This window comes from Streptosporangium subroseum, assembly GCF_900188345.1.
GTDB classification, from domain to species: Bacteria; Actinomycetota; Actinomycetes; order Streptosporangiales; family Streptosporangiaceae; genus Streptosporangium; species Streptosporangium subroseum.
Map to the genome: position 1 here is coordinate 125,150 of NZ_FZOD01000001.1, position 17,699 is coordinate 142,848.

15 protein-coding genes are annotated in these 17,699 nt (G+C 69.4%); 8 read left to right on the forward strand and 7 right to left on the reverse strand.

What is annotated here, in order from left to right; all coding sequences use genetic code 11:
* Positions 1-98 precede the first annotated feature (98 nt).
* Both CHC08_RS00585 and CHC08_RS00590 read left to right on the forward strand, forming a co-directional pair.
* Positions 99-1,202: a sensor histidine kinase gene (locus CHC08_RS00585; protein WP_089205134.1), complete on the forward strand. Its 1,104-nt coding sequence runs from the start codon at positions 99-101 to the stop codon at positions 1,200-1,202.
* Positions 1,199-1,804, forward strand: coding sequence for a response regulator transcription factor (locus CHC08_RS00590; RefSeq protein ID WP_089205135.1), 606 nt, complete (start codon positions 1,199-1,201; stop codon positions 1,802-1,804). The genes CHC08_RS00585 and CHC08_RS00590 overlap by 4 nt, the downstream gene beginning before the upstream one ends.
* A 186-nt stretch (positions 1,805-1,990) precedes the next feature.
* Here CHC08_RS00590 and npdG read toward each other — a convergent pair whose 3' ends face one another.
* Positions 1,991-2,656, reverse strand: a complete 666-nt coding sequence (gene npdG / locus CHC08_RS00595) for an NADPH-dependent F420 reductase (RefSeq protein ID WP_371779538.1) — start codon at positions 2,654-2,656, stop codon at positions 1,991-1,993.
* A 112-nt stretch (positions 2,657-2,768) separates the two neighbouring features.
* On the opposite strand from npdG, the gene CHC08_RS00600 reads away from it, so the two are divergent.
* Positions 2,769-3,350, forward strand: a complete 582-nt coding sequence (locus CHC08_RS00600; RefSeq protein ID WP_179281817.1) for a hypothetical protein — start codon at positions 2,769-2,771, stop codon at positions 3,348-3,350.
* On the opposite strand, the gene CHC08_RS00605 is transcribed toward CHC08_RS00600, so the two are convergent.
* Positions 3,347-4,294: a LysR family transcriptional regulator gene (locus CHC08_RS00605; protein WP_089205138.1), complete on the reverse strand. Its 948-nt coding sequence runs from the start codon at positions 4,292-4,294 to the stop codon at positions 3,347-3,349. The two genes, CHC08_RS00600 and CHC08_RS00605, sit on opposite strands and share 4 nt — an antisense overlap.
* A gap of 95 nt (positions 4,295-4,389) precedes the next feature.
* On the opposite strand from CHC08_RS00605, the gene CHC08_RS00610 reads away from it, so the two are divergent.
* Together CHC08_RS00610 and CHC08_RS00615 are read left to right on the forward strand one after the other, a co-directional pair.
* Entirely contained in the window at positions 4,390-4,668 is a 279-nt protein-coding gene (locus tag CHC08_RS00610; protein WP_089205139.1) for a CBU_0592 family membrane protein, read from the forward strand.
* On the forward strand, positions 4,665-5,351 hold the full coding sequence (locus tag CHC08_RS00615) for a cyclase family protein (RefSeq protein WP_089205140.1): 687 nt from the start codon (positions 4,665-4,667) through the stop codon (positions 5,349-5,351). The genes CHC08_RS00610 and CHC08_RS00615 overlap by 4 nt, the downstream gene beginning before the upstream one ends.
* 5 nt (positions 5,352-5,356) lie before the next feature.
* Here the strand turns inward: CHC08_RS00615 and CHC08_RS00620 are convergent, their stop codons facing one another.
* A complete protein-coding gene (locus CHC08_RS00620) occupies positions 5,357-5,539 on the reverse strand; it encodes a hypothetical protein (protein WP_089205141.1) in 183 nt (60 codons plus the stop codon).
* Positions 5,540-5,583: 44 nt separating this feature from the next.
* On the opposite strand from CHC08_RS00620, the gene map reads away from it, so the two are divergent.
* Complete coding sequence (map, locus tag CHC08_RS00625; protein WP_089205142.1) at positions 5,584-6,432, forward strand: type I methionyl aminopeptidase; 849 nt, start codon at positions 5,584-5,586, stop codon at positions 6,430-6,432.
* A 62-nt stretch (positions 6,433-6,494) separates the two neighbouring features.
* Here map and CHC08_RS00630 read toward each other — a convergent pair whose 3' ends face one another.
* The 4 genes from CHC08_RS00630 to CHC08_RS00645 form a co-directional block, all read right to left on the reverse strand.
* Positions 6,495-6,902 (reverse strand): sensor histidine kinase, encoded by a 408-nt coding sequence (locus CHC08_RS00630; RefSeq protein WP_089205143.1) that lies wholly within the window; start codon positions 6,900-6,902, stop codon positions 6,495-6,497.
* A gap of 199 nt (positions 6,903-7,101) precedes the next feature.
* Positions 7,102-9,135: a bifunctional copper resistance protein CopD/cytochrome c oxidase assembly protein gene (locus CHC08_RS00635; protein ID WP_089205144.1), complete on the reverse strand. Its 2,034-nt coding sequence runs from the start codon at positions 9,133-9,135 to the stop codon at positions 7,102-7,104.
* A complete protein-coding gene (locus tag CHC08_RS00640; protein WP_179281818.1) occupies positions 9,132-9,743 on the reverse strand; it encodes a copper resistance CopC family protein in 612 nt (203 codons plus the stop codon). Before CHC08_RS00640 ends, CHC08_RS00635 begins: the two co-directional genes overlap by 4 nt.
* A 55-nt stretch (positions 9,744-9,798) precedes the next feature.
* Positions 9,799-11,091 (reverse strand): helix-turn-helix domain-containing protein, encoded by a 1,293-nt coding sequence (locus CHC08_RS00645; RefSeq protein ID WP_089205146.1) that lies wholly within the window; start codon positions 11,089-11,091, stop codon positions 9,799-9,801.
* 1,240 nt (positions 11,092-12,331) lie between these two features.
* Here CHC08_RS00645 and CHC08_RS00650 point away from each other — a divergent pair.
* Together CHC08_RS00650 and CHC08_RS00655 are read left to right on the forward strand one after the other, a co-directional pair.
* Entirely contained in the window at positions 12,332-15,196 is a 2,865-nt protein-coding gene (locus CHC08_RS00650) for an AfsR/SARP family transcriptional regulator (protein WP_089205147.1), read from the forward strand.
* Positions 15,197-15,449: 253 nt separating this feature from the next.
* Entirely contained in the window at positions 15,450-17,690 is a 2,241-nt protein-coding gene (locus tag CHC08_RS00655; RefSeq protein ID WP_179281819.1) for a xanthine dehydrogenase family protein molybdopterin-binding subunit, read from the forward strand.
* Positions 17,691-17,699: the final 9 nt, after the last annotated feature.

The window sequence follows — 17,699 nt, forward strand, 5'->3', positions numbered from 1 at the left end:
CACCCACATCGCGCAGGCCCCTGGAAGACGGAACGCTCGTGGCCTCGCCCCCTCGCGCCGGCTCCCTGGGAAGACGAGGAAGTCATAGGTTCACACATATGCGGATAACCCCCCGGCGCCTGGCCATCGGCGTGATCGTGCTGATCTCCGTAGGCTTCATGATCTCCGCGGTCATCCTGATCGTCCAGTACGGCGGGTTCACCGGGATCGCCGTGGTCTCGATCGCGCTCCCCGGCTTCTTCGTCCCCCACTTCCTGCACATCCGGGCCGCCCTGCGCGGCGCCGAGCCCGGCGGCCCGACCGTCGGACTGCTGATCCAGGCGATCGCCGCCTACGCCCCGATCGTGCTCCTCCCCGACTCGCTCGGAGGATATTGGTGGGGCATGCCGTCCATCCTGCTCGGCCCGGTGCTCCTGCGCCTGCGCCTGCCGCTCGCCCTCGGCTGCCTGGTCCCGATGACGGTGGTCCATTTCGCCGCCGCGAGCGCCGTCGCGGAATCGGAATTCATGATTCTGAACGGCGTCTACGGCCTCTGCAACCTTTTCGTCACCGGATTCACGATCTACGGGGTGGTGCGGCTGGTGGTCGTCAGCGACGAACTGGCACAGGCCAGGACGGAGCTGGCCGAGGCCGCGGTGCTGCGGGAGCGGCTGCGGATCTCCCGGGACCTGCACGACGGGCTGGGCAGCAGCCTGGCCGCCATCGCCCTCAAGGGCGACCTCGCGCGCAAACTGATCGGGCGCGACCCCGGGGCGGCGGACGGGGAGCTCGCCGAGCTGATCCACGTGGCCAGGGACGCCGCCCAGGACGTGCGGCAGGTGGCGCGGGGCTACCGGGAGGTGTCGCTGACCGAGGAGGTGCACCGGGCGATGGCCCTGCTGGAGGCCTCCGGGGTGAGCTGCCGGACCAGCCTCGCCCCGCTGGAGGTGCCCCGGCAGGTCGACGAGGCACTGGCCTGGGCGGTGCGCGAGGGGACCACCAACGTCGTACGGCACAGCCGCGCGAAGAACTGCTCGATCAGCACCTCCGTACAGGCCGGCGCCGTACGGCTGGAGCTGGTCAACGACGGCGCCCGGGAACGTCGCGCGGACGGCGGCGGGCTGACCGGCCTGAAGGAGCGAGCCGCCGGACTGGGCGGCTCGGTGAGCGCGGAGCGGATCGAGAACGACGGGTTCCGGTTCACGATGGAGGTGCCCGCATGATCAGCGTGCTGCTCGCCGAGGACATGCACATGATCCGGGCGGCGCTCAGCGCGCTGCTGAGGCTGGAGCCCGACATCGACGTGGTCGCCGAGGTCACCCGCGGCGACGAGATCGTCCCCGCGGCCCTGCGCAGCCGGCCGGACGTGGCGGTGCTGGACATCGACCTGCCCGGAGTCGACGGCATCACCGCCTCGGTGGAGCTGCGCGAGAAACTGCCCGGCTGCCGGGTGCTGGTGCTCACCGCGATGGGTCAGCCCGGCCAGGTGCGCCGTGCCCTGAACTCCGGTATCGAGGCGTTCCTGGTCAAAGACGCTCCCGGCGACCGCCTCGCCGACGCGATCCGGCGCACCGCCCAGGGCCTGCGAGTGCTGGATCCCGAGCTGGTCGCCGCGGCCGTCGAGTACGGTGCGAGCCCGCTGACGCTCCGCGAGGCCACCGTGCTCAAGGAGGCCGCACGCGGCGCCCCGGCGGAGGAGATCGCCAGACGGCTACACCTTTCCCCCGGAACCGTGCGCAACTACCTGACCGGCGCCATCACCAGGACGGGTGCCCGCAACACGATCGACGCCATCCGGATCGCCCAGGACGCCGGCTGGATCTAGTCGCCCCGCGCACACCGCTGACCGGGTTCGGCTCCCGCTTCCCGAGACAAACCGGTCGGCGTTCGAAGACGCCGCCCCGTGGTCTCGCGCGACGGCGGCCGGACCCCCGCCACCGGGAACAGCACCTGCTCCGAGACAGCCGGGCCCGAGTCCGGAGTCACCCCCGGACTCATCCGCCCGGAGCCGTCACACGTCGGTGACGCGCAGCCCGGCGTGGGCCTTGTAGCGGCGGTTGATGGAGATGAGGTTGGCGGTCAGCCCCTCGATCTGGTGGGCGTTGCGAAGGCGCCCGCCGTACACGCCGCGCACGCCAGGGATCCGGCCGGCCAGCGCCTGAACCGTGTCGGTGGCCTCGCGGTCGTCGCCCAGGACGAGCACGTCCAGGTCGATCTCGGCGACCTCCGGGTCCAGCAGCAGCACGGCCGAGACATGGTGGAAGGCGGCGACCACGCGGCTGCCGGGCAGGACCTCGGCGGCCTGCTGGGCGGCGCTGCCCTCCTCGACCTGGAGCGCGAAGGCGCCCTGCTTGTCGAAGCCGAGCGGGTTCACGCAGTCGACGACGATCTTTCCGGTCAGTTCGGTCCGCAGGGACTCCAGGGTGGATCTGTGTCCCTCCCACGGGATCGCCACGATCACCACGTCGGCCTCGGCGGCCACGGTCGAGTTGTCCGCGCCGCGCACCGGCCCGCCGATGCTCGCCGCCGCCTCCTGCGCCCGCTCCGCACTCCGCGAGCCGATCAGCACGGTGTGTCCCGCGAGGGCGAACCGCCGGGCCAGACCCTTGCCCTGATCGCCGGTACCGCCCAGGATCCCGATCGAGATTCCGCTCACGTCCGGAATATCAGTGCTCACTTGTCGCTCCTCGGCTGTTCTAGGGATCTTCATTGAAGATATCGCCTGTCCAGATCATCCCAGGAGCGCATTATCGGGACCATCCGGGGGTGACTGGTGCACGATGGAAAGCATGGACGCTGGGGCTGTGTCACTTCTGCGTGAGATCCTGGCCTCGACCGACTGGGTCGAGCGCACCCGCGAGTTCGGTCTCGCCCTCCGTTCGACGCGTTCCCCCGGAGGCCTGCTGGTGGTCGGCACTCCCGAAGAGGAGCCCTGGCACCTGACCGCGCATCTCAGCGACGAGGCCCGGCTCTCCGGCCTGCCGCAGCTCGCCCCGACGCTGGTGCGCTGGGCGCCCGCCCCCGGCGCGCCCGCGCACCTGCGGGTGGGGATGGAGCGGATCGAGCACGCCAGGCGGGGCGAGACCCTGTTCGTGGTGACCGAGGAGCAGGCCCCGGAGGCGCTGCTCGAAAGGGTGAGCGACGCCCGGCGCACCGGAGCGACGATCCTGGCCCTGGACGGCGGCGACCGGAGGCTGGAGGGGCTGGCCCACGACGCGCTGACGATCCCCAGTCACGCGCCGTTCTCCTTCGACGGGGCCCAGCATCTGGTGAGCGCGGCGGCGGGCGAGGGAACCCACCGGCGTTCCGGCCTGCGCGACCGGCTGGCGAGGCTGCTGGACCGGGTCAACGGCCCGCAGATCGGCGACTAGGGCCGGCGCGTCTCGCGGCGCTCGCCGAGCCGGGTCACCAGGCCGTCCGCCGCCTCCCTGAGCGCCGCGACGACCACGGCCTGCACCGGGTCGGGCTCCCCCGAGCGAGTGCGGCTGAGGCGGGTCACGGCGTCCAGTCGGCGGGCGCCCACATTGGGGATGTCGGTGACCACGACCTCCCCCGCCGGGACCTCCAGCAGGGCCATCGACGGCACGATCGCCACGCCGTGCCCCGCCGCGACCAGGGCGAGCGTGGGCGGAAACTCCTCGATCACGTGGACCCGTCGCGGGATGAAACCGTGCAGGGCGGCGAGCCGCTCCAGGGCGTGCCCGCAGGCCTGGTCGGGCGGCCCGGCCACCCAGGGCACGCCGCCCAGGTCCGCGACCCCGCGGGGGATCTCCGTCCAGCCCGGCGGCGCCACGATGCGGTATTCGTCCACGTGGAGGGGGTGGGAGACGATCGACGGCTGAACCGCGACGATCTTGTCGGCGTCCTGCTCGGTGACCGCGAGATCGATCCCGCCGAGCCGGAGCTCCTGGAGCGCGGACGGTCCGTACAGCTCGTGGATGCGCGGTTCGATCTGGGGATGGCGGTCGGCCAGGATGCCCAGCGCGGGCACCAGCAGGTGCCGGATGACCGTGGGGAACGCCGCGATCGCCACCGGACCGGCCAGCCGTTCGGTGAAGCGGATCAGCTCCCGCCGAGCCTCGGCCAGCTCCTCCTCGATCCGCTCGGCGTATCCGGCGAGGACCCTGCCCGCGGGGGTGAGGGAGACCCTGCGCTGCGACCGGTCGATGAGCGCGAGCCCGACCTCCCGCTCCAGCATCATGAGCTGCTGGGAGACCGCCGAGGCCGTCAGATGGAGCGCCTCGGCCGCCCGCATGACGCCACCGCGGCGAGCGACCTCGTGGAGCACCCGCAGCCGTCGGGGATCGATGTCCATACAGCTCAGCTTACGCGGATAGTAAGGAAACTTTATTTGCCCTTCAGCGACAAGAGTGGAAATCATGAGGACATGAGCCCCTTCTCCACCGGCACATGACGCCGGTGTCCCTCTTCGTCAACCTCCTCGGCTGGGTCGGAGCCGGGATCATGCTGTACGGCTACGCCATGGTCTCCACCTCCCGCATGGCCGGGGACGGCACGCCGTACCAGGCGATCAATCTCGCCGGGTCGATCGCCCTGATGATCAACTCGGCCTACCACTCCGCCTGGCCCTCGACGATCCTCAACGTCGTCTGGGGCGTGATCGGCGTCGTGTCCGTCGTCAGGATGGCGGCGGCCCGATCCAGAGAGAAGACGGTGAGCGTCCCGTGACCCGGTTGGTCGAGTTGAGCCATCGCATCATCGAAGGCATGCGCACCTACCCGGGGGTGCCCGGCCCGCGGCTCGGTGTGCATCTGAGCCGGGAGGCCTCGCGCGAGATCTACGCGCCCGGCACCGAGTTTCACATCGGCAGCATCGAGCTGGTCGCCAACACCGGCACCTATCTGGACACTCCCTATCACCGCTATCCGGAGGGGCCCGACCTGTCCGGGGTGCCGCTGGAGGCGATCGCCGATCTTCCCGGCCTGGTCGTACGGGCCGAGGGACTGCGCTCGGTGGGCCTGGACCGGTTCGCGGGAGCCGACGTGCGCGGGAAGGCCGTGCTCATCCACACCGGCTGGGACCGGCACTTCGGCACCGACGACTACTTCCACGGCCACCCCTATCTCGAACCGGAGGCGGCCGGATGGCTCGTGGAGCGGGGAGCCGCGCTCGTCGGGATCGACACCCTGAACATCGACGACACCCCGCCTCGCGGCGAACGGCCCGCGCACACGCTCCTGCTCGGCGCGGGCATCCCGATCGTGGAGCACATGACCGGCCTGGCCGCGTTGCCCGACGCCGGTTTCCGTTTCCACGCGGCCCCGCCGATGGTGGCGGGCCTGGGGACCTTCCCGGTCCGCGCCTACGCCGTCGTTGACGGCCAGGCGCGGCCCCCGGCCGGTTCCGTCTGAATGGTCTAGTCGTCGCCGTCCCAGGCCTTGTCCCCTTCCTTCCACTGCTTGTTACGGTCGGCCGCGGTCTTCAGCGCGTTGGCCGCGGCCTCGCGGCTCTCATAGGGTCCCATCCGGTCTTTGTTAGGGCAGCCCTCGTCGGGCTCGACCGCCATGTGCGTCAGGCAGAACCACCATCGATCACTCATGGGGCAATCCTGCCCAGTGAGAAGCGCAACTAGACTGGGGGACCATGACGACACTGCTCCAGCCCGGGCGAATCTCGCCCCTGCGCAAGGTTCCCGCCCACATCGAGCGGCCGGAGTATGTCGGGAAGAAATCTCCGAAGACCGGAGAGCCCGACGTCAAAACCCCCGAGATCATCGAACGCATGCGGATCGCGGGCAAGCTGGCGGCTCAGGCGCTCGAAGAGGTCGGCAAGCGGGTGGAGCCCGGCATCACCACCGACGAGCTCGACCGGATCGGCCACGAGTTCCTCTGCGACCACGGCGCCTACCCCAGCACGCTCGGCTACCGGGGATATCCCAAGTCGCTGTGCACCTCGATCAACGAGGTGATCTGCCACGGCATCCCGGACGACACCGTGCTGCACGAGGGCGACATCATCAACATCGACATCACCGCCTTCATCGGCGGCGTGCACGGTGACACCGACGCCACCTTCCTGGTCGGCGAGGTGGACGAGGAGTCCCGCCTGCTGGTCGAGCGCACCCGCGAGGCCACCAACCGAGCCATCAAGGCCGTGGCCCCCGGCCGCCAGCTCAACGTGGCCGGCCGCATCATCGAGGCCTACGCCAAGCGGTTCGGCTACGGCGTGGTCCGCGACTTCACCGGCCACGGCATCGGCACCACGTTCCACTCCGGTCTGATCGTCCCGCACTATGACGATCCGTCGCTGGCGGTCACGCTCGAACCTGGCATGACGTTCACCATCGAGCCCATGCTGACGCTCGGCACCATCGACTACGACATCTGGCCGGACGGCTGGACCGCCGTGACCAAGGACCGCAGGCGGACCGCCCAGTTCGAGCACACCATCCTGGTCACCGAGACCGGCCACGAGGTCCTGACCCTGCCCTGAACCGTATTCCCGGGCCGGAGCCCGAGTTCGAAGAGCGCGCCCGCCCCGGCGTCCGGCGACGCCTAACCTCGATGGGGCACCGCCCCGGTGACGGTGGTGCCCTCCCCGAGGACGCCGTTGATGCTGAGCGTGCCTCCGACCTCGGCGAAGTGAGTCCGCATGGCGGTGACGCCCCGGCCCGTGAGCGGGCCGATGAAGCCGACACCGTCGTCGCTCACCGTCATGCGCAGGCCGCTGGGGCCCAGGGTGACGGCGACCGAGACGACGCGGGCGCCGCTGTGCGACTCGACGTTGGCAAGCGCCTCGCCCAGCGTGGCGAGCACGGCTCTGGCCGTGCCGGGAGAAACGTCGTGCGCGGGCAGCGCCCATATCTCGACGGCGATCCCGGTGCGTTCGGCCCACTCGGCGAGGTGCTCTTCCAGCGCCTGGGCAAGGCTACGTCCCTCGTGCAGGCGCAGTTCCTCGGACACCGCTCAACCTTCCTGATCCACATGAAAGCCACCGGTCCCCCGACCGGACATGTGATGGGGCGTGGCATGCGACAACGGAGCGCTGCGCCCGCCATGGTGAGCCCATGTCCTCTTTTGTCAGGTTACTGGAGACGCCTGTGTTAGGCCACCAGGACGCGCCCGCGGCAGGAGCCGAAGACAGGCGGCCGTAACCGTCCGGCTAGTTCTCGCTGTCTCGTTTACTGAGTTTGGCCAGATAGTCGTTGTAGGCATCGAGTTTCGCATCACCGGTGCCGCCCGTGCGGGCCGCGGCGGCGTCGGCCCGGCGGTCGGCGTGGCGGGCCATCCGTTCGTCGTCCCGCCACCACTGGAAGGCCAGGGCGAGGAGCACGATCAGTGTCGGAACCTCCCCAAAGCCCCAGGCGATGGCGCCTCCGGTCTGCTGATCGTGGACTCCGGAGGCACCCCAGGTCCGGCCGAGCTGGTCGTACCACTCGCTGGCCAGCACGGTGCTCATGCTCATCAACGCGAGGCCGAAGAACGCGTGGAACGGCATCGTGACGAACAGCAGGATCAACCGGGCCACGTGCGGCAGCTTGTAGGGGGCCGGATCCACGCCGATGATCACCCAGAAGAACAGGGAACCACTGAGCAGGAAGTGCATCGTCATGACGATGTGGCCGAGATGCTCCTCCATCGCGGCGGGGAACAGCGGGGTGAAGTACAGCGCGTAGGTGGAGACGATGAAGATCGCGGTGGCGACCGCCGGGTGACCGACGAAGCGGAGGAACCTGCTGTGCAGGATCGCGGTCAGCCACTCGCGCGGGCCGCGGTCGCCTCTGCGGGCGGCGGGCTTGAGCGCGCGTAGCGCCAGGGTGACGGGGGCTCCGAGCACCAGGAAGATCGGCACCAGCATGGACAGCGTCATGTGCTCGGCCATGTGCGCGCTGAACAGCACCTTGGCGTAGCGGGAGACGCCGCTCTGGGTGGCGATGATCAGGATCACCACGCCGACGAACCACGCGGCGGTGCGGCCTCCTGGCCAGGAGTCGCCGCGTCGTGCGAGCCGTATGATCCCGGCGAGGTAGAGGCCGCCGAGCAGCGCGATCAAGGTCCCGGAGAACAGGTCGAACCACCACAGCGAGGCCAGGTTGGCCAGCGAGATCTCCGGCGGCATGACGTAGCCGAGCACGTCGAAGGCCTGGTCGACCGGCAGGATCGGCGGCGGCGGGGCGGTGCGGGAGAGCGCGACGGCCAGCCCGACGGCCACGAACATGACGAGGACCTCGCCGGAGGCGAACCGGACGAACGTGCTCGGGCTGCCCGCGGCGAGCAGGGGCAGGGTCCGCTTCCGATGCCACCAGCCGATGAGACCGAGCACCACGAACGCGGCAGTCTTGGCCAGCAGCAGCAGGCCGTAGGCGGAGGTGTAGAGCTCGGAGATCGAGGTGAGCCTGGCGATGACGCTGAACACGCCCGACAGGCCCACGCCGATGAAGCACCACAGCGCCATCGCGGAGAACCGGGTGGCGGCGATCTCCAGTTGTGGCTGCCGGCGCAGCGCGTGCGTGCAGAGCACGGCGAGCCCGCCCACCCAGAGCGCGAGGACCAGCAGGTGCACGGCGACGCCGGTGGTGGCCAGGTCGTGGTTGGGCGAGGAGGCGGAGTGCCCGGTCAGCGCGGGAGGAAGCAGGGTGACCAGCGCGAGCACCAGCAGCCCGCCGGCCGTGCCCACGGTGATCGCCCCGCGGGCGAACAGCGCGATCGCCACCGCGAACAGCACGACCAGGGTGAGCGCGATGCCCTGGGACACCTGGCTGGCGAAGCTGGTGAGCTCGTTGCCGCCGAGCACGTCGGTGACGGGCAGGCCCAGCGCCTCGGACAGGCTGAACACCATCGTGGCGGCCGCCGCGCAGGCCCAGACGAGCGCGATCCAGGAGGCGGCCTTGACATAGGCGAGTGCGGGCTTGCCCAGCAGACCCTTGTCGCTGGGAAGGAAGACCGCGGCGGCCAGCAACGCGCCGATGGTGAGCATACCCGCGGTGTCCATCGTCATCTTGGCCAGCGGCATCCCCCAGCGGGTGAACGCGCCCTGGTCGGGCAGTCCGGGGATGATGCGCGGAGTCGCCGCGCCACTGGCGATCATGGCGATCACCAGCGCGACGACGGCGGCCGCGGCGGCCGCCAGCGCGAGCTTCACGATCCGGCCAATTCCCGCGCGCTCGGCCGCTGCGGCCTGCCCCGGCCTGTTCACGACTGCTTCTTGTTCCGCAGGCTGAAGAACAGGCCGATGCCGATACCGGCCAGACCTCCGACGACGAGCCACATCCAGCCGGGCACACCGCCCGAGGAGGCGGGCTCGTCCGCGCTGTCCGCCGCGAGAGCCGAGCCGGGTGTGCCGGTGGTCGTGGCGTCCACGGGCGCCGCGGTGGGACTCTCCGAGGCGGGCGCAGACGCCTCCTCTGACGTGGAAGCGGACGCGGAGGGGGGTTTCGGGGAACCGACCAGGGTAAAGGGAATCTCCCCCTCTATCGGGTGACCGTCGGAGGAGACCACCCGATAGGCGATGACGTATTCGCCCGGCGGGAGGTCGTCCTTGACCTTCTGGATGACCACGGGACCGTCGACGACGGGCTTGCCGTCCTGGTGGACACCACCGTCCGCGGTGCGCACGATGACGTTCGGGAAGCGCGTCGTGGCGCTGAACGTCAGCCTCACCTCCGTCAGGCTCTCGACCTTGGCGCCCTTCGCGGGATCGCTGCTCTTGAGCGCGTCGTGGGCGAGAGCGGGCGAGGCGAAGGCCGTACCGAGGACGAAAGTGGCGAGAAGCGCGAGGGCGACCGCGACAGGGGAAGTCTTCATAGCACCCATAAGGCTACCGACGCCTCCACGCGGTCTCGACCTCCCCGCCCCCGATCTACAGCCCGACGCAGGCCAGCGCCCGTTTGTAGGCGTCGACGCTGCGGGTCGGCTCGTCGACGCGCTCCAGAACCTGCGCGGCGGTCAGCCACGCGTGGGCGGTGTAGCGGGTGGCCGGCGACTGCTCCAGGCACCTCGCCCCCGTGAGCAGCTCGTCCAGGGCCTGCTCCTGCCTGCCCAGCTCCGCGAGAGCCTGGCCGTACAGGATCCGGGCCTCCGCCTGCATGGCCTGCGGCATTCCGTCGAGCATGGCACAGACCCCCTTCATGTGCTCTCCGGCCCGTTCGGGTTTGTCGAGCAGCAGCTCCACGCGGGCGAGGTTCATCGCGCAGCGCATCTTGTCCAACGGGTTGGCGGAGGTTTCCGCCAGCTCCGCTTCCACCTTGAGCAGCACGTCACGCCAGGTGCCGGCCTGCATGGGCCGCACGGCCAGAAGGACCTCCGCGTAGGCGCTGCGGAGCCGTGCCAGCCGACGGGGATCGCCGTACTCGGACTGGATGGCGAAGGCCCGCTCGACCTGGGCGATCGCCGCTTCGTCCTGCCCGCTTTCGACGGCGACGATCGCGGCGTTCCAGCGCGCCAGAACGATCGACAGCGGTGTGTTGAGGAGCTCGGCGGCGGCGAGCACCTCCGCGGAGAACTGACGGGCCCGGAGCAGATCTCCCCGATCGATGTAGGCGGCGACAAGCTGGGAAGCCAGCCTTATCAAATCGTCGGTCCAGGCCGGCCGCACCGTGCTGCCCAGGATCCGCTCGGCGACCCGCACGGCCTCGGCGAGGTCTCCCTGCTCGCGGTAGCACCGCGAGAGCATGACGGCGACGGTGATCTGGCGATCCGGGGTCATCGGCGCCGACTCGTTCTGACGCAGACCGTTGAGCAGGGCGATCGCCTCGTCCAGGTCTCCGCAGGCCTCGGTCGCCAGGGCCAGGCCGTACTCGGCGTCCAGCTTGAGCTGGGGCAGCCCCGCGAGGCCGCTGTCGGCGAGGAGCTCCGCGTAGCGCATGCGCGCCTCGGCCACCTCGCCGTTGTTCATGGCCAGCTGCGCGTAGCTCAGGACGAGCTCGATCTCCTTCATCTGCTCGGCCGTCACACCGTTGATGAGGTAGGTGAGCGAACAGTCCAGTTTGTTGGCCAGAAGCTCCAGGACCGCGGGCGTCGGAGTACGCTTGCCACTTTCGATCAGGGACACGTAACTGTCTGAAAGTTCTGGATGAGCGAGCTGCGCCTGGGAGAAACCCCGTTGACGACGGACGGTCTTGATGCGCTGCCCGACCAAGTCTTGACCAGTCACGTTACCCCTTGAAAGATATCGTTGAGCAGCAGAACCTACGACAGGAGTCTTCCCCGTGCGCCGACGTCTTGCCTTGCCTGCCCTCGCCACGCTGTTTGCGGCCGTTTTAGCCGTTACCGGCAATGTTACGACCGCCAGCGCTGATTCGTCTGCCCCCCCAGCGGCCGCCCCTCAGTATTCTTCGCAAGGGGACGGGTCCAGCCTGGGCTGGACCTACCCCGAACTGGAGTCCAACCTGGGTCAGACCCCCGTCAATACGGAGTTCAGGTCGGCCTGGACCTACGCCGAATAGGCAAGAGCTCAGCTCGCCTACTTCCCTGCCCATGAGGACGGGCCAGTAGATCGACCGGTGCGACAGGCAGGGAATCTCCACCCGGTGACGAGTTCTTCCATCTAGCGGGTGCCGCGTGGGTCCCACCCTCTTGCGGCACGTAGGGCGGATCATGGCCGGAGATCGCCCCAGCTCTCCCCGGCCACACTCGTCAGCAGAACTAATCGATCTTGAAATTGGAGTGTTCGGCGCGTTTCCCGATCTCTCACAACCGAGAGACGCGCCGGCGCTTCTCCGGCAAGTGTGTCCGATCCACGCCGGGAATGCAGGCCGCCCCTGGAGCACATTCGTCGGCCGGCCCGAAACCGAACGCAATGCGAGAAAACCACATTTTAATGCTAATCGCAAGGGCAAGACGGCGCCCGCTTATCGCGTTTACCAGATATACGCGATGACCCGGCGGCGAAATCGTGACCAAGGCCCATCTCCAAGCCCCGATCCAGGGATTTCGCGCCGGACACCGGGTAATGTGCGCCGGACACGCCACGGACGATTCAGCCACGGAGCGAATGGTTCATTCGGATCCGAGGGCGAGCGGGCCTCCACACTTCGCCTCGATGGCCCGGCCCACCGCTCCCCGGCACCTGAGCAGGGGCTGGAGGACCTCCCGGAAGCCGGTGGGGCCAAAGACGGAAAGCCCCCAACCCCAGGAACAGCAGCCGGTCCAGTGCCCGCCGCGATGTCGTCAGGCCACCTGACCGATCCGGCGGGGCCCCGATCTCACGCCTCGGCCGCCGGGAGCGGGTGCGCCTGGATTGCGCGAAGGGCAGTTAATACACTCCCAATACATTACAAGAAAACAACCCCCCGAAAAAAATGGCTTGAGGCAATGATCGGCTACTATTATCCTCAAAAATCTCGTTTGTCAGCACTGGGACGGACCGAAGCCGAGAGCATTGGGACTAGCCCATGACATTTCTGATACTCGGTAGCCTGACGGTTCGCAATGCCAAGCACGAGACCATTCACATCCAGCGTCTCAAACATCGCCAGCTTCTGGCGACGCTCCTCCTGCGGGCCAATACGCCCACATCCATTGAGCATCTGATGGAGTCTCTGTGGGATGGCACCCCTCCGCCCTCCGCGGAGCGGAACATCAACACGTACGTTCACACGCTCCGCAAGCTGCTCTCTCCCGATGATCTGCGTTCGACGCCGATAGAGACCCAGGCGGACGGATACCTCATCGCCATCGAGCCGGAAGATCTCGACCTGCTCACCTTCCAGACCCGCGTCCGGCAGGGGAGACAGGCGTCCCGCGTCCGCGACCTGGACACCGCTTACCACTACTTCGAGCAGGCCCTCGGTCTGTGGCGCGGCGAGGCCCTGCTCAATTCCCGGGGAAGCCAGTCCCTGGACGACGCGGCGGCTCACCTCTCCGCAGAGCACCTCGCCTCGCTGGAGGAGCTCTCGGAGATACGGCTCAGTCTGGGCAGATACGCCGAGGCCGCGTCCGGCCTGCGCGCGGCGGCCCTCGCCAATCCAACACACGAGCGGCTGTGGGCACAGCTCATGCTCAGCCTGTACGGGGCGGGAGACAGAGCCGCGGCCCTGCGCGCCTACCAGCGATTCAGAAAGGTCGTCGCGGAGGAGACCGGTCTGGAGCCCTGCCAGCCGATTCAGGATCTCCACCAGCGGATACTCGCCTCCGGCAGCGTCTTCGATCTGAGACTTCCGGCAAAATCGATCCATCTCGTCGAAGCGGCTCCGTACGATCCGGTACCCCGCCAGCTGCCGCGCGACCCCGCCGATTTTGTGGGGCGCGGAGAGGAGCTGGTGCAGCTGAGATCGCTGCTCTCCCCGCCGAACGGCAGGCTGCCCCACCATGTCGTCGCCATCACCGGGCCGCCGGGTTCGGGTAAGTCGACCCTGGCCGTACGGACCGCGCACCTGGTCCGCGACCGCTTTCCCGGCGGGCAGCTCTACGCCAACCTGCACGGGGCGACGCCGGGCATCCGGCGGCTCGAACCCCTGGAGGTGCTCGGCAGGTTCCTGCGGGCGCTGGGAGTCGCCCCGCACACCGTTCCCTCCGACGTCGACGAGGCCGCGGCCCTGTGGCGCAGCCTGCTCGACGGCAGGGACGTCCTCGTCGTACTCGACGACGTCGTCGATCTGGCCCAGGTCCGTCCTCTGCTGTCGGTGCCGAAGGGCAGCACGATCCTGCTGACCAGCCGGCAGACCTTCGCCCTGGTCGACAACTGCGTTCATGTGCGGATCAGCCGGATGAGCCAGACGGAGGCGGCCACCATGCTCGCGCGGCTGGCGGGCGCCGAGCGGGTCGCCAGGGACGTCCGGGCGACGACGCGCCTGGTCGGCCTCTGCGGAAACCTGCCGCTGGCCGTGGGCATCGCGGGGGCCAGGCTGGCGAACCGGCCACAGTGGGAGGTGGCCGATCTGGTGGAACGTCTGGAGGACGAACGGCGGCGTCTGCACGAGCTGGAAGCGGGAGATCTCGCGGTCAGCTCCAGCCTGGCGGTCAGTTACGACCTGTTCCTCGGCGGCGCCCATCCCCTCGACCGGACCGCCGCCCACGCGCTGTGCGCGCTCGGTGTGCTTCAGGTGCCCGACGTGACCTCCCACATCATCGGCGCCCTCCTGGACGTTCCCGTCGACATGGCCGAACGCGCCATGGAGCGGCTGGTCGACGGGCATCTCGCGGAGGTGGACGAGACCGGAAGATATCGGCTGCACGACCTGGTACGGCTGTTCGCTGGCGAGCAGGCCGTACGGCAGCAGACGCGGGCGGCCCGCAGTGCCACGCTGGACCGGGCGCTGAGCTCGTACGTCGCGACCACGCGCCTGGCCGTGAAGCTCTCCGGCTACCGGCGCCCGGCGCCGACAGAGGTCGACCTCAGCGCGGATCCCGCCCCGCTCACCTCTGAGGACGAGGCTTGCGAGTGGCTGGAGCAGGAGCTCGCCAATCTCCTGTCTGCCGCCTCCCAGGCGATGGCCGCCCCCGAGGAACGGACCGCCCGCCTCGGAGCCGCCCTCGCCCTCTCCCTCTTCTGGCACCTCCAGCGCTCCGGTCTCCCCTCGCGCCTTCTCGCGATCAACCGGCAGGTCCTCGGCGTCGGGCAGCGGCTGGGTGACCGCAACATCCAGGCGTACGCACACGGCTACATGAGCATGGCCCTCAGCATGACCGGTCACCGCGAGGAGGCCCTGGCCCATGTCCAGGAGGAACTGGCTCTTTTCCGCGAACTGTCCGACCCTCACGGCGAGCAGATCGCCCTGGGCAGCCTCGGGGAGATCCATCTCCTCCTGGGGCGCTACGAGGAGGCGATCGGCTACGCCGAGGCGCAGCGAAGAGTCGCGAAGACGATCGGATACAGGCCGGGTGAGCACTACGCGGCCACCACGATCGGTGCGGCACGCCACAAACTTCGTCAGTTCGATCAGGCGCTGAAGGTGCTGGGCGATGCGCTGACCCAGACCCGCGAGGACGGCAATCTCTACCAGGAGACGGCCGTGCATGAGAAGCTCGGCGACATCCATCTTGACCTGGGAGATCCCGCCTCGGCCAGAATCTGCTACGAGACCGCTCTGACCTGCGCGCATGTCGCGAAGCTGAGCATCGCCGAGCCGTACATGCTCCTCGGCCTCGCCCGATCCTCGCGCCTCCTGGGCGAGTTCGACCAGGCCGCGGTCTACCTGGCCCGTTCCGTCGCGACCGCCCGGGCGACGGGCACCGAGGAGCTGAAGAACGGGCTGGCGGAGGAGGAGGCGGTTCTGGCCGCTCACGGGAGGCCGATCACGGCTCTGACGGGGTCATGACGCCCTGAGAGCCCGCGAACGGTTCCACCCGGCCGGCCGTCGTGAACGGGTCCCCGGCCGTCGTGGACGGTTCTACCCGGCCGGTCGTCGTGAACGGTTCCACCCGACCGGTCGTCGTGAACGGTTCCGGACCGCCGGGTCCCCGATGACCGGGGCGGCCGCAACAGGTGCGGCCACAAGAGTCGCCAATGGCTCCGGCCCGTGTTTCGTCGTGTCTGCCCTGTCCGGCGTCCGGCCCTGCTGATGTACTGCTGTGGTGAGCGACATCGAGACCCGACAGAGCCAGGGCGTCGAGACCCGACGGGGTCAGGGCGTCGGCGAGAGCGTTCTGCGCCCCGACGGAACCCTGAAGGTGACGGGTGAGTTCGCCTACTCCTCCGACCTGTATCTCGCGGACATGATCTGGGGCGTGACCCTCCGCAGCCCGCATCCCTCGGCGTGGATCCGTTCCATCGACGTCGGCCCCGCGCTGACCATGCCCGGCGTGTTCGCGGTGCTCACCCACGAGGACGTGCCCGGCGAGAAGTTCTACGGCCTGGAGCACAAGGATCAGCCGGTGCTGGCCGTCGACCAGGTCCGCTACCAGGGCGAACCGGTCGCGCTGGTGGCCGCCGACCACCCCGAGCGCGCCAGGCGCGCGGCCGAGGCGATCGTCGTGGAGTACGAGCTCCGCGAGGCTGTCACGGACCCCCGCCGGGCCGCCTTCGACCCCTCCTACCCGAGGGTCCACGACCACGGCAACGTGCTGCGCCACCAGCCGGTGCGGGTCGGCTCCGACTTCGAGGCCCCCGTGGTCGTCACCGGGGAGTACGAGGTCGGCATGCAGGACCAGGCCTTCCTCGGCCCCGAGTCCGGTCTGGCCGTGCCGGCCGAGGACGGCGGGGTGGACCTGTTCGTCGCCACCCAGTGGCTGCACGTGGACCGCGACCAGATCGCGCCGTGCCTCGGGCTTCCCGAGGAGAAGGTACGGCTGTCGCTGGCCGGGGTGGGCGGCGCGTTCGGCGCTCGCGAGGACCTGTCCATGCAGGTCCACGCGTGCATGCTGGCGCTGCGCACGGGTCGCCCCGTGAAGATCGTCTACAACCGCGAGGAGTCGTTCTTCGGTCATGTCCACCGGCACCCGGCCTGGATGCGCTACGAACACGGCGCGACCCGCGAGGGCAGGCTGCTCTACGTCAGGGCGGAGATCCTGCTCGACGGCGGCGCCTACTGCTCCTCCTCCCCCGCCGTGGTCGGCAACGCCGCATCCCTGGGGGTGGGACCGTACGAGGTGGACAACGTCTGGATCGACGCCTACGGCGTCTACAGCAACAACCCGCCCTGCGGCGCCATGCGCGGCTTCGGCGCGGTGCAGGCCTGCTACGCCTACGAGTCGCAGATGGACAGGCTGGCCGAGGCCTGCGGGATCTCCCCGGTCGAGATCCGCGTCCGCAACGCCGTCTCCCAGGGCTCGACGCTGGCCACCGGGCAGGTGATCGACACCCCCGCACCGCTGGCCGACATGCTCCGCGAGCTCGCCGCGATGCCGCTGCCCGCCGTCGCCGACGACCCCGGCCTGCTGGACATGCCGGGCGGCGTCTCCCAGACCACCCACGGCGAGGGCGTACGGCGGGGCGTCGGATACGGCGTCGGCATCAAGAACATCTGCTTCTCCGAGGGCTTCGACGACTACTCCACCGCCCGGGTCAGGGTGGAACTGCTCGGCGGCGAGCCGCACGTCCTGGTGCACACGGCGGCGGCCGAAGTGGGTCAGGGCCTGCTGATGGTCCAGGCGCAGATCGCCAGGACGGAGCTCGGCATCGACAGGGTGACGGTCGCGAAGGCGGACACGACGGTGGGCTCGGCCGGGTCCTCGTCGGCCTCCCGCCAGTCGTATGTCACCGGCGGCGCGGTCAAGACCGCCTGCGAGGCCGTGAGGAAACGTCTGGAGGATCTGAGGGCCGACGGATCGTCGCTGGTCGAGGTGCTGGAGCGGACCGGCGCGGTCGAGGAGACCCGGGAGTACCGTCACCGGCGCACCTTCCCGATGGATCCGGTCACCGGGCAGGGCGACTCCCACACCCAGCTCGCACTGTGCGTGCACCGCGCGGTCGTGGACGTGGACGTGGAGCTCGGCCTGGTCAAGGTGGTGGAGCTGACGGCCGTCCAGGACGTGGGCAAGATCATGAACCTGCTCGCCCTGGAGGGCCAGATCCACGGCGGCTCCGCGCAGGGGCTGGGACTGGCGCTGATGGAGGAGATCCAGGTTCGCGACGGAAGGGTGCTGAACCCGTCCTTCACCGACTATCTGATCCCCACCATCCTCGACATGCCTCCCATGAAGGTGTCGATCCTGGAGAACCCCGACCCGCACTCCCCCTACGGCCTGCGTGGCGCGGGCGAGCCCCCCACCCTCTCCTCCACCCCGGCGGTGGCCGCCGCCGTACGGGCCGCCACCGGCCTGCCGCTGCCCCGCGTGCCCATCCGCCCCCATGACATCGCACTGAACGGGTAGGAATCGGTC